The organism is Labilibaculum euxinicum (assembly GCF_009795715.1).
Taxonomy (GTDB): Bacteria; Bacteroidota; Bacteroidia; order Bacteroidales; family Marinifilaceae; genus Labilibaculum; species Labilibaculum euxinus.
In genome coordinates this window covers 18,425-33,085 of the sequence record NZ_WTCR01000003.1, presented here as the reverse complement: position 1 = coordinate 33,085, position 14,661 = coordinate 18,425, and the positions used below count along the sequence as shown (strand labels likewise).

The following is a 14,661-nucleotide window of genomic DNA, read 5'->3' as shown; positions in this document are numbered from 1 at the left end:
TTGGTATTTTATGGGATGTGGTTTAGGGGAGTATACAATTACAACTCCCCTAAACTTTCTTTTCATTTAATAATCTGCAGGAGTAAATTCCCAAAACTCTAAATTGTCATTATCTCCACCTATATATATTTTCCCATTAATTACAAAAGCAAAATAATGCGGGCTATAATACCCTGGACAACATGTATTTATGGTTCTTATATCATTATCAAAACTGTAATTTGAAATTTCAAGTACACTTCTGTATTTTATTTTTGTATTGTCAGACGAAACATATACATAATTATCTGTCGTAATGCTATAAGCCTTATTATCTAACAATAATGAAACACCAAATGGATTAAATGACGACTCACTTTCTTTGTAGGTATCTGTTATATAGTCATATTCGAATTGCTCAATAATCACCTTATCTCCATTTACAAATGCATCTTCTTTATAAGTTAGAGAATGATTTCTTGACGGGCAGTCAGCAACTCGAGTCCATTCATCCTTATCTAAATCATATTTCCAAAGATCATTCTGAAATACGTCGCCGATGTATCCCAAGCCGTAATAGAAATTGTTATTCACAACAAAGCTTATAGCACCACTACGCTTTTCTCCGGGAAATTCTGCTCTTGCTTGAGAATAATCTCCATAAAAGTTGAAACTTTTCAGCGTCTTTCCCTGCAGAATCAATAATTCCTCATCGATCAGACCAATTGCATCAGCCTTTTTATTTTGCAGCGATAAAATCTCTTTGTAAAGGCTCCAGCTATCGTTGGTTGGACTGTATTGATAAAGTTTTTGATTACTTAAAACATAAGCAAAATATCCTTTGGTAAAACCAAAGCCGTCCCCCATTTGTTTCTCTGGCAAATTGTTTTTCTTAAGCCAGGTATCAGGTGGCAATACTGTAAGCGTATTATTCTTATTATAATATTTATACCCGCTGCCACTTGTCACTTCCAAATCAGCTACTCCAGGCTGAAGATCTTTTGGAGTTTGTACAGTTACCGTATACCCCTTATCACCTGGCCACTCAGAAATAACCTCGCATAGTTTCCCATTAATCTTGAAATTTATATCCGCTCTATTTGTTTCCGAATTCATAGGCAAATATCCACTAACAAAAACTCCTATTGATTGGTCTGATCTGATATACTCCTCATTTAGTGTAAAATATCTCAAATATTTAAATGTGATTTCACTTTGACTTGTCGCTCCATTTACAACTAAATAAAGCTCAATATCTTTATCTCCCGCATAACCATCTGGTGCAATAAACGTAATTTCGGTTTCGGAGGCTTCCAATATTTCGGCCTCATCTGAACCCAACTCTAGGGAAATAGCTTCCTTGTCAGTTGTAAAGTATTTACCAGTTATAGTCACCTTAGTTCCTCCGGAACCTTCTTTTGGGTTGATATCTGTAATTTCCGGTTGAGCCATACTAAATCCCATATCATACTTATTCATGTAAATATCTGTTTCGGTCTGAATAAAAGCATTGTAAGAATACTTTTTCCCTTGCTCTAAATTTTTCAATTCAAAAGAAATAACTCCTTCATTTGGGCTTCCCTCCAAGTATTGTATTGTGCCATCGTCTAGAGTTGAAATATCGTCGTATCCTTCTGCCCAAACAAACCCATATTTAAGAATAGGCTCGGAACCTGCCTCTGTAATTTCGGCATTAATAACTGCCGTTGTATTGGTTATATCTGATGCCGCCGTGGCTCTTATAACCGGAGGAACCATAGGCTCATCTTTTTGGCAACTGCAAACTACAAGAGCAATTAATAGTATAAAATAACAGCGTTTTAAGTTTTTCATTTATGTATTGTTTTATTATTTGATTTTTATTTTCAATTATTCCTTTTTCTCATTTACACCTATCTAGAAAGCTTTCGGAAACTATGAAGGAGACTTTCCAAACCGCACCAGTAAGCCCCTTTAGGGGTTTGGGGTAATAGGGATAAAATTTATTATTACGACTCATATCAAAATTTACTCTAAACAGTTAATCTTTACTACTTAATTGCATTACCTACCCATGTCTTTCACAAAACACACAATACAATCTCACCTTCTAAAATCCTTCACAAACCACACGATACAATCGTGCGGGAGCGGGGGTTGCTTTCTTATTTCCTATTTCTTGTTCCTCATCTTATACCCCTAAATCCCCTGAAGGGGACTTTCCCAAACCGCACCAATAAGCCCCTTTAGGGGTTTGGGGTAATTAGGGATAAAATTTATAATTACGACTCATATCAAAATTTACACTAAACAATTATTCATTAATACCTAATTGCATTACCTACTACATATCCTTCACAAACCACACGGAGGGCTTTGGGCAGCAGAGGAAAGATCACCTGTATGACTTAGAACGCGATACAATCGCGCACTAGCGGGGAACTAGCGGGGAATTCACATTACTCATAGACAAAAAACAACCAATGTACATAAGGAATTGTTTGCTCTTGTACTAATAAGGCTCTTTCACCAAGTTGTTTCCCAGAAATAATATCTCTAACATAAATAGCATCATTAACTCTGTAATAGATTTTATTGTCTTCTATCAAAAGAATCTCACTATCTGCTTGATTTTCATTATTCTGTTTTGCATCCCACTCAAAATATTGCTCTGTGTCGATATTATAAATAAAAAGTTTCCCTGTTGGAAATATTTCTTGAATAGAAAACCGAGTATCGGCATTCATGCCCCACATTGTCGTATCTTTTCTTCTGTATTTTTTACCTGGTATTTCAACACCATTATTAATTCGCTCCTCTTGCCCTGCTGAAACCCAAAACACCTCATGACCTGCCAACCATTTCCCATGTGCTCTAAGAGTTTGAAAAACGGTTGGTAATCCAACAGACTTCCATTCTTCTTTTTCTTTGTTATACAAAAAATGTAATCGTTCAAATTTATCTCCAATAAACTTTCCTTTATAGGGCATTACTATCATTTCATTGGTACAAATCATATATAACATCCTACCATACTTTGAGCTTAAGTTTCGCTTTGTAGAATCCAATTGAATTATCTGCTCATAATGCGGTAAGTCAAAAGGAGCTTTTCCTGTACTAGTTACAATTAATGTATCCCCATTAACTAATTCTCTTCTTAACTCAATTTTTTCTGTATAATTAGAATTAATTCTACTATAAGTATCGTCTAAACCTAATCCGTTGTAGCCTTCTGACCTATAAAAATTATAATCATTAGATGTCGTTTTATATTCTTTTTGCTCTTCTACATCAACATTATAACAATGCATCCTATTATCATTATCATATGTCCTATAAAAAAAATATGACTTACCCTCTTTTACTAGATTTAGACTTCTTAAACCGATATTGTTCGGAGTGTTAAATTGTCTTAAACCCAATTTATTTTTAAAAACCCCTTCAATAAAATAAGTTGTATCGGAATCGAATTGATCATACATTATTCTAAATAATTTTTGTTCCTGATAAATCCTTATCATTTTTGTTCGGTTCTTAACACTATCCAACGGATATGGTGTCATGAATCCTGTCTTAACCAAAGTATCAACAACTATTAACTTCTCATTATCAATTTTAGATAAACGAACTCCATATTTTATCTGCTGATCTGCATCCATTTTTGGATATTTATCATTAAAATAAAGAAACTCACTCATAGCCCGTTCAGTTCCATCATATTGCCCCTGCAAACAATAAAGTGTTCTTTTTTGCGCATTTAGGTTAATGCAAAAAAACAAGCCAAGATTTAATAGAATTAATTTTAATTTCATATCTGTTTATTAATTATTGCACACTTCATTGATATAACTTGTATTAGAAATTACCACTTCTTTTCTTTTGTAAGTTTCAACGACTTCCCAATGTGGAGGATGTAAAATAGGTTTCTCCTCATCCAATGGGTTGGGGTCCTCTTTACCTTCGTTCAATTTAAATAAAGTTACACCACCATTAAATTTCCCTATTAGTATTGCATCTAAAAATGAATATTTCCCCGAAGGGGCATTAGTATTTATCACATTCAAATTAGGAAAAATTGGACTTTTACTATTGGTAAATGTAATCTTACCAAAAACAATATCATCTAAAACCGCATAGCTTTCAGGATATTTTCCCAACCATTCTTTTATTAGTAATAATTCATCTTGCAAATTATTTATTACACTTTTAACTTTTGTACCAACAACATCAAGCCCCCCATCAACATTAGCTTTCCAATTCCACCTTTGTTCTGCTGAACATACTTTATCCACTCCATTTGATCGCCAATTATCCAATTGCTTCAATCCAAATCCTTTTGGTCCTCCATATAAGGGTAAGCCTTTTTGTCCTTTACCATTTTTAAATGGACTAACATAAACTGCTTTTTCATCAATAGGAGCCAATGATAAACTCTCTACCTTGTAATGATCAAATTGCATACTTAAAGACTCATGTTGAATTATTTTATTAAGAAACCAGTAATTACTATATCCTTTATTATTCAAATATGATTTAATTTGAGATTTCGTTGGGTTTTTACCTCTTATATGAAAAGTTCGTTTTTCAATATCATTCTCACAAACACAAGTTATTTCAACCGTCCCTCCAATAAATTCATCAAACTTTAAATGCACTTCTTCTTGAGGGCTAACATTTTTAAATGATGCAATTTTCTTTTCATCTAAAAACTCATAAACATCATTCGAATATTTATATTTTATCAAATATTTAACATTAACATCAAACTTTGCATTTATCTTACCAACATTCTTTATTTTAATATTTTTTGGCATTTCAGGCATTTCAGAAATATATAAGTAAAGAGAGCTATCTTGTGTAATTAAGTTATCATTATGATATAATTCCATAATACCTTTAACCTGATTTCCATCAAACTTCTCCTCTCCCTTCAAAACCTTAAATGCAGTCAATAACTTTTTAAATTCATCATCATCGTCGCTCATAAATTGAACTACCATTTCAACTTTTTCATCCTTGAAAAAGGCTAGAAGTAAATAATCTCCAATTTCAGTAACTTTAATTTGCTTATTAAGCTCCTCATTATCGATTAATTCACAATAATCCTTCAATTGTGCTTTCTTTATTACAGACTTCTCTTTATCACAATAAATTGCAAGATTATAATTTTCCTCCCCTATTTTAGCTTTCCCCAAATAGATTCCTCTTTCGGTAAGATTAAATTCAACTTCTTTATCGTTCTCACTTTCTTCTAATTTCTTTAAAATACGCTCATACAAAAAACCTTTTGCATTCTCATCTAAAGTAGATCCTCTTAAAGACCACCCTTCTATATTCTCAACCTCCTCTTTTTTCTCTGCCTTGGCATTTACTTCCAACTTCTCCATCAAATCATCAAAATTTGTATAGACACTATTGTAAATTTCTTTTCTAGATTCTAACATAGTCATACTTTCACTTTGTGTAAGAGTGAAATATTCCTTCAGCTTCGCAACAGTACATTCGGACATACTCGCATTCCCCTCTTCTTCCTGCCCCCACAGCTCCACATCCCTTAGGTTGTGAATGTCGTCCCACTGGTATTTGCGCAGTTGTTGTCCGTCGGCATAGTCCATTAGGTTTTGGGTAGAGTTTTCGGGAATGGAAGGAAAATCCTGAAAAGGGTGACTTAGGCGGAATTCGCCGTGAGCTACCTCGTGGGCAATGGTTCGGCACAATGCCTTGCTGTTGTTGTAATGAATATTGGTAAACACAAAACCCCAAGGCCTCTTTTTAGGCATAAAACCCGCTTTGTTTGCAGTTTGTGCTTTATCAACCAAAAACACGTAAGTTTTGTGTTTGTCGTAATCACCGGAGCGTTTCAAAGCCTTAATCACCTTGTTCATTTCCTTGGTGTAATTGCTCAGCATTTTCGATTCGCCATCATCCAATCCCTGACTCATGTCGTCGCTGTACTCAACCTGTACACCCGCATGCCGGCTCACCGTCCATCGCACATTGGCGGGGCTGTAAGTATCGTTCAAGTAGGTTTCGAGCTGTGCCCGTGGTATGCTTGTACTATTTCCATTAACCGACACCAGAACCAAATTCTTTTCTATTTGATCGTAGCTGATTACGTTCAGTGCGCCTAAGAGTACCTTCTTCGTGTTTTTGGTGCTGTCGTCTTTTACATTGTAGTAGGCCGTAATTTGCTGCACATCTTCGTGAAAGCTGCCACGCAGGTTCAAGCTGAAAGCATCGCCCTGTTTTTGCGGAGTAATTTCGGCTCCCATTGCATTCATAAAATGAACGGTATCGGCCTTCATGCCATTGCTTAGCTGCATTTTTACGTTCACCACATCGTTGCCGTTGCTGCCAATGCTTTTCCATGCTTTTAGGTAATACTGTTTGGTGGTATCGCCCAACTGCAGGCTTTCGTAATAAGGCAGATAGGCTTTTTTCTCTTCTTCTGTTAAGCCTTCATCGTGGCTGTCGAAACCATAGCTTTGGCTGCTGTGGGCAAAAAAGAAAATGCCGTTGGCGGTAATTTGAAAATCGCCGCTGTTTACCTGATCGAGAATTTGTGCCACCTTATCGGCTCCCTCTTTTACTAACTGAGCTCCTTCTTTATTCCCTACAGCCAACTGATCGCGCCCTTTCTCGATGGTTCTTTTGGCTTTTTCCAATTCATTATTCAGGCTGTTGTCGCCCATGTCTGTTTGCAGATTGCTGATTTCATCCACAATACTTTCGGCATCTGCAATGGCATCATCAACACTGTCCCAAATATCGTTGTTGAAAAAATCGTCGGCCTGGTCGCGTATGTCGCTGCCCAGAGCGTAAATATCCGAGCCAACCACACGTATTTCTCCGGCGGTTAGCTGGTAGCTTTCATTTACCTTAATATTATCGAAAATGGTTCGCAGTTCAATATTGCCCAACATGCCAATGCGCACCACACCGCTTCCGGTAAATGTACCTCTGCTGCCACTTGCCTGTTTTACTGTTACCTTAAAACCACCGGCATTAATTACATCTCCCGCAGTAAGCTGATTCAATGCCGGACTGCCGTCAATTTCAGGAATAGCTGCACTTTGTCCGCACTCCACCTCGGCCTGCTCTTTCGAAAGGCTAAACTGACTGATTGGGGTAAACTCACTTTCGAGGGTTTCGCATTGTGCCTGCACTTTGTACTGATAGGTAGCGCCCGGTTTTAGTTGCTTCAGCTCAAAATCGGGCTGATTCGACTGCTGGGAGTACCACTTGTCGCCTGCAACATCGCGAATTTGCACGGTAAACGAGCTGTGATTGCTTTGGGGTACAATACTCAGCTGCGCTGATCCTCCTAAGGCCGGATCTACATCAACCATCAAGGGTGGCTTGCATTCTTCGCCAAACACGAAGCTTACTACGGGCGAATAGCCTTCGTTTTTAAACATCTCTTTTTGCTGGCTGCTAAAGGCTCGAACACGGCAGGCATATTGGCGTCCGGGCACCAGCATGGGGTATTGTGCATCGTAAACAAAAGATGTGTTGCGAAAAACGGTTTTCAGCAATGGCTCTTTGGAACGAATTGCCTCTTCGGCCGACTGATTTACAGGCCAGATTTCCACCATTGTAAATTCGTACTCTACATCTGCCAAGGCATTTTGTGAGTTCATGTGCCGTGGCAGCCAATTGAAAAAGATGGAGGCCGGATCGGTAGCCTTCAGCAGTTTGTTATTGGCTGGTGCAGTAATTACCGGTGGTTCGTTTAAGAGCATCCAAGCCATGCTGGTGGCCGTGTTCGATACTTTTTCCTGTCGGCGGGCTTCAAATACTTCTACCGTAAACTTGTAAACGCCTTCGGGCAGGCGTCCGGTTTTCAGGAACTGCTTTTGGGTGATTCCCGAAAAATTCATGTGCTCGGGCGCCAAATACTCTTCCAAACGATCGCCGTACAACAGCTCGGGTGTACCTGCCTGAAGCAGAACGGGAGCTTTGGGAATAAAATCGTCTTTGGTAATCAGTTTAATGCCCTGTCCTTCGATGCTGATGCGTAATCGTACCGAAAGATCGGCGTGATTTAAATCTTTTAGCGTGAGATTGACCAATAGTTTTTGATTGCTCCCCTGATAATAATCGGCCAAATGTACCGAATAGGGTGGAATAAGCTGAACATTGCACTGTACCGGATAATGCTGCGCATTACTTGTACCTGCTGAAAACAACAGAACAATAAATAGTAAAAGAATGGAAACAATGTTCCGTGGTATTTGTTTATTCATAGTTCAATCAATAATTTCTGATCATTTTTTTTTATTCCTTTTTCCTTCTCCGCTCCACCTCATTTTCTCTACCCCTAAAGAGTGTCCAAAAAGTATCGTTCTATTGTCATTCTGATCCCGATGAATCGGGACGAAGAATCTTTCACTTTGAAAAACAGATGTTTCGTCCCGATAGCCATCGGGATCGCTCAACATGACAATCCAATACAAAATATTCCTTTTTGGACTCTCCTTCTTCCAAAACCGAACCAATAAGCCCCTTTAGGGGTTTGGGGTAACAGCTATTACTTACCACACGATACAATCGTGCGGGAGCGAGGGTCAGCCATTACTTACCACACGATGCAATCGTGCGGGAGCGGGGGTCATTTATTCATCTTTTACACAGCGAACGCAAAAGCCAGCACTCTTGTAAAGAGATCTTCTTTCTAACCTCTTTTCATCACCATTAAGTCCAAAATATCTATACAAGTACTTTCCAGACTCAAACTCTGTATTAGTCCAATATGAAGCACCTACAGGCCACAATAGTCCTTCTCCATCACCATTTTCATATCTATTTCCATAATAAAAAAACATATCGAAGCCCATATTATATATCCCTTGTTCAATATCCACATGAGTTAAGCTTTCTCTTTTTCCAATATTTTGAGATTCCTTATCATCCATTCCCATTGCTAATTCCAAATCAATCCATTCTTCATCGGTGGGTAAATGCCAACCTTCAGGGCAAGACAATTGAGCTGCAACCAAATTATAATAGACAAATCCATCTTTGTAATATTTTTTTTCTTTGGCTTCTTCTACATTAGTTCCATCATAAGCTCTAACATAAGCATATGCCTGAAGTGGGTTACCTTCTTCTATTGGGTAAACTTGTGGTAAATACTTTAAATTATCCACCATCCAGGTTTGAGACCCAATTTTTAACGTGCGATACACATTACCATCTCGCTCATCAACAAACGAACCGTAAATAGTTGGAGTTTCGAATATAATTTCTTCAGAATAAGTTGTTCCATTCTCATTGGTTGCATAAGCTTTTAAATGGTATGTTTTTTCCCATTTTAAACCTTTTATAGTAATCGAAAACTCACCTTTCCCCTTTCCTAAAACTTCTTTTATGATATTCGATGATAAATGCGGCGAATAATTTTCACCAATTACAATACCATGTTCTGAAATATCAAAACCTCCATCATAAGTAACATTCACTTTACAAGTGGCTGTTCTGGAGTCAAAACTCAATAATTCTGCCACTAATTTTGGCAGTTTTGAAGCGATAGTTGTAAACTCAACTTGATTTCCATATGCTAAGCCTACCTCATTTTTTGCATAAGCACGAACGTAGTATTTTACTCCATCCTCTAACCGATACTCACGTCCACTAAAAGCATCGCCACTACTTCGCATTTCTGCTTTTGTGATACTATCAGATAAAGTTGGAGTTGTTATTTTTCCGTAACAAAATCCATACTCAAGTATCCCATGTCCTCCATCTGATTCTAATGTTGCATGAAAATATGCTGAATCTTCATCTGCATCCGTCACTGCTTCTGTTGCTACAGAAGGAATTGTGTCCTCTTTCTTATCGCAAGACTGTATCAAGCCTATTAAACTTATTAAGAGTCCAATAATTAAATAATTTCGTTTTCTTTTCATATTTTATTGCTTAAAATTTCTTTACTCTCTTTTTTGCACTTTCCAATTATCTACCCCTAAATGGACTTCGTCGATTTCCACTTCGTTCCAATTCCCTAAAGGGGATTTTCCCAAACTGTTGCCCTTAAGCCCCTTTAGGGCTTTGGGGTAACAGCTATTGCTTACCACACGATGCAATCGTGCGGGAGCGGGGCTTTACTCAAACAAACCCAACTCATAACTCCTAATTCATAACTCCTCTAGTCCATTAAATAAGGCACAACCAATTTGTTCGAATAAGTTTCCTTATTGATTCCAGGCAATACATAACGAATGATTACTTCGTATTTTCCTCCCGTTTGAAATGGGAAATGCTTATTTAATAAATTACTCAAATTCTCTTTCTGAGGCGTTAATGATACTTTAGCTACCTTGTCTCTAAAATCTTTGAAATCGCCGTAAGCTACGGCAGCAATATTGTAATTCAGATTAAAATATTGTGTTCGCACCTGCGGATCTTCTCCCGTATAATTTGTTTCCGTAATTAAAGGATTCGTTATGTCCTGTGAGATTCCCACGGCAAAAACCGGAGGCGTTCCCAAAACACTGGCTTTTCTCCACTCTAAGCTGTATTTTCCGGCCAAAGGATATTCGCCATACATCAATGGATTCAAACCATTTTTAAACCAAGGGTTGTTTTGTTGAGCTTCGAACTGTATTAATGGTTTGTAATCGTCTCCCCCCTTCAATTCGTTCTTACCAAACACTTCAGGAGAATTAAACATTACGTTTGCCTGATAAACACCTATATACACAGGCCATTCCCAACTTCGTCCGAATTGTATTTTCTTGTATTTCTCTTTAAAAGTATTGTAGTTGCTGCTTCTAAAGAAGTTTTCGTACACCTGCTTTTCTTCTACAGTAGTAATACTTGACCCCTCCTTGGCTTTTTTATTATTTACAGTCGCATCCTCGTTCCCGCTTTCCTTAATTACAACATTAGCATCCATTTTACCGGCACTAAATTTTGGAATGTTTACCAGTTCCTGTTTGTAAACAGAGTTGGTAATCAATCCCTTTGGTATTTCAAAATTAACGGTACGGTCGGCATAAGAAATATCGCCCAGCAGTGCACTTCCATCTTTTCGGGTCATTCTCATTTTCTGATCCCATTTATCGTCCGGCTTAAATAAATAGGGTTGTCCCTTTCTGAGCTTAATGTAACCCAACTTGTATTCGTCTTTAAAGAAATTGAATTGGTTCGATACCGGGTAAGAGTAGGCAATATTACGTGCCGGAATATAATCAGGAGCCACTCCGGTAGTAAAACTGCCCTTCTCTTCCTGAGTCTGACCTTTCATTTTTTTCCATACGCCACCAATTTTCTCTTCAAAACTCACCTTTACCTTGTAATCAATTTTCGATTCTGGAGGCAGTATATCTAAGGAGTTAAAAATAGCCACATCCTTATTTTCATTCCACTCTATTTCTCCTTCTATTGATTTTCCATCAGCCGTTAAACTCATCTCATCCAGTTTAACACGGAAAGTTTTTTCAATCTCATCCAAGTCAACCATTTCGAACGGTTTTTCAATTTCCAGATTAAAAACAGTTTGAAAAGCGGTAAAAACATCTACTTCAGCTCTTCCGTTTTGAGGCGTAACATCCGAAATCACTTCCAGTTCGTCCAATACACTTCCTCCTACCAGTTCGCATTTATTGCCAATTTCCACTTCGAATTTGCAACGGCCTTTTACCAAACCACCCAAAACACTATAACGACCACCAACAATGCCTTTCATCCATAATGGATTTGGTAATTGCGCCTGAAGTAATGCGGCAGCACCTATGTGCAGAATGTGTATTCTTTTTCGTTTGTGAAATACTCTCACCTGAATGCCAATTTCTCCGTCGAGATAAGCGTAAGCCTGTCCGTTTGCATACCAGCCATCAATACCCGGCGATTTACCACTCCCCTTGCACCGCACTTCGTTACCATAATTCTTTAACATGATATCGAAACCGGCACCGGCATTAAAATAGCCGTAGAAAATAAGGAAATTCAGATTTCCGGTACTGATACTGACATTGGAGCCAAAAGCAAAGCCTTTCCCTGTTCCCAATGCATTAAAATCTCTCATGTAATCCAAGTCATCTGCACCCAGAATATCTGCAACTTCATCCGGAGGAGGCGGACTGCCCAGTATTTTTGTTCCCACCATAAAGTAGCTGCCTGTTTTTAGTATGCGCATGAGTTTGATGCCTACCCGGTCTTCGGGTGTTCCCATGTAGAAGTACCAATCTTTAGGATCGACATGCAATTCGGCCCAGCCTGCTCTTCCATTCGATCCTACCCCCTGAATAACTCCTCCCGGCACATTCATGAACAAATCGAATGTTCCGTGCAAACTTTTATTGGGAAAATCGTAGCTGACTTTTGCTTTTGCCGCCACCACAGATTTTCCGGCAATTTCACTTTCAGAGCCAAACATTTGCGTTTGAACATCCGATTGTCCCTTTAATCCCGGAATATTAACTGCATCTACCAAATTATTTAATCCTTTGTCCAGACTTTTAGACAACTTCATACAACTTGCCTGCATAGCATCAGCACCCGGAATATTTAAGGGAGATAAAAATTTCCCGTTTCCTTCAAATGAAATGTAATTCAATCCTCCATTGCTATTGAACGACATCTCGAAAATTGTTTCAACTGTTACTGCCGCTTTATCTGGTGAAGCCAGATCGGCTCTCGCTTTTAAACCAAGCCCGGCCTTTTTGTTTGGCACATAAACAATTCCGCTGGGAGTTGCCCCAATACTGCCTGCACCTAAAGCTGTTCCGCTATGCGACATCCTATTGTAAACACCACCTCCAAAAGAGTAAATACTTAAACCTGGAAATACAGGAACACCACTCGGCAAAGTAAACATACCATCGGCATACCAATATCGATATCCTTCAACACTGCCAAAAAGCGCTGAAGCCTGCAAAGCAATTCCGGGCGTAAATTTGGCATCAACCATTCCTTTAAAACCGGATCCGTACAGAGGATCATTCTTGTACCATTGTGCAAAACCTTTTAATTGATAACTGCCCTGATTTACTTCAATACCCAGCTTGCCGATATCCAATCCTGCATACTTAAATTTTATTCGTTCAGGATCTTTTTCGGCCAAAATAATAGCTTCTGCAATCCCACTAAAACTACTGCTAACATTAACGGTCATGTCCAAACCCAAACCGTATTCATTCGTTTTTCGTTTCGTTAATGTAATTCTGTTGAGTTGAATCGGTAAGAAACCTAACTTTTTAGGTGCATCCTCTCGTCCTAAACTAAAACGATCTGCATCCAGAAAGGGTTCCCTGGTAGTCACCATTAGTCCTTCAAAAGAAATGTCTCCAATATTTAAAAGCTTCGTCTTTGGCACCATTGAACCATGCAATACCGCTTTAGGATGAAAGCGGTGATCTTCAACATCAACCTCTAAATACGAAGAGGGAGCTAATTTCACATCAGCATTAAACAGCGGAAAATCCATATCTTCCTTTACTGTTGCTTTCACATAATATTTATCATCAGGTTGAATTAAACCATAATAGCCCAAATGATCTGTATCACCTGCAATTGGTATTAAAATATCACCATTGAACCATGCCTTTTGTAACTTATTGTACTTTAAACCCACTCCCAGAGTATCCAACGAATATGCCCAGCCACTCATGTCCCCTTCTTCCAAAGGAATTAAATTGGTTCCTCCGAATTCTCCTGTAAAGCCCATTTCATCAATAACAGCACTTCGCAAAAAGAGACTTATATTTTCCTCTTGATTTTTCTTGCGGTACTGACTTGGAATCTCAACATTTAAATCTTTTAAATAGAATCCCTGCCAAAGCGGACTATTTAATTCAGGCATTGAGGTAGATTGATAGCCTTTTGGGAAAACCATCCCTGAAGAATTTCGGGTATCACTAAAATCGAAAACAGCATTGCTAACCTTAAACTTAAAATCGGTAAGACCTTTCACCTGAAAAGGATCCAAGCTCACATCAACAACAAAATCAGAAAATGTAGTAATACTGGTTTCGAAAGCTGCAGAAACCTTTGCAGTATTTATTGTATCGGCAGGCAATAGTACATCGCGGCTAAACTCAAGCTTTCCCTGCAAACCCATCCCCCTGTATCCGTTGCAATCCCAATCTACATATGTTTTTTTATTCTCCCCTACAAATACCATTGTCATGTTCTTGTTAAGCGGAAAAGACTGATTCCCAATCAGCATTAAACGTGCATCGCCGGTAAATCCGCCACGGTTAAAGCCAATCCTGTTCCCTGCAAATCCTAATTGTTTTGCTAAACCGGGAACATCAATTAATGAAGAGGCACAAAGTTCGCCTCCTTTCGGAGTTAGAAAGACGGAATCAATGCATATTGTAACTCCTCCCACTCCCATTGACTGATCTTTACCCAACGGCAAATCGAATGATTTTGACGAATTGATTAAGTCCTGGAGCTTACGTGATTCGGTTCTGATTTTTTTTGCGGTAGCAATCAATTTCGCCATTCGCTTAACATCCTTCGGATTAACCAAAGATGCAGCCATCGAAGCTCCTTGCGATTGAACAGAATCCTCTTGAAAGAGTTTTATTTCATCAATATCATTTTCAACAGCAAAATGATTTGCAGAAAATCCAACTTTAAATACAGAAACAAGCAAAATCAGCAATATCAAATTTCGCAGCGATTGACTCATCGTTGCCCTGCAAATTCCATCTTGAACTAATTTATTCCCTATTGAATCGAACTTCATTTTCT

5 protein-coding genes are annotated in these 14,661 nt (G+C 38.3%); all 5 read right to left on the bottom strand.

Annotation, left to right across the window (positions count from 1 at the left end; genetic code table 11):
* Nucleotides 1–66 precede the first annotated feature (66 nt).
* Complete coding sequence (locus GQR60_RS04210) at nt 67–1,812, bottom strand: IPT/TIG domain-containing protein (RefSeq protein ID WP_124991746.1); 1,746 nt, start codon at nt 1,810–1,812, stop codon at nt 67–69.
* Nucleotides 1,813–2,417: 605 nt separating this feature from the next.
* Nucleotides 2,418–3,770: a hypothetical protein gene (locus tag GQR60_RS04205; protein ID WP_124991745.1), complete on the bottom strand. Its 1,353-nt coding sequence runs from the start codon at nt 3,768–3,770 to the stop codon at nt 2,418–2,420.
* Between the two features lie 9 nt (nt 3,771–3,779).
* A complete protein-coding gene (locus GQR60_RS04200) occupies nt 3,780–8,204 on the bottom strand; it encodes a fibronectin type III domain-containing protein (RefSeq protein WP_124991744.1) in 4,425 nt (1,474 codons plus the stop codon).
* 369 nt (nt 8,205–8,573) lie between these two features.
* Entirely contained in the window at nt 8,574–9,866 is a 1,293-nt protein-coding gene (locus GQR60_RS04195; protein WP_124991743.1) for an FISUMP domain-containing protein, read from the bottom strand.
* 239 nt (nt 9,867–10,105) lie between these two features.
* A complete protein-coding gene (locus GQR60_RS04190) occupies nt 10,106–14,656 on the bottom strand; it encodes a hypothetical protein (protein ID WP_124991742.1) in 4,551 nt (1,516 codons plus the stop codon).
* Nucleotides 14,657–14,661 lie beyond the last annotated feature (5 nt).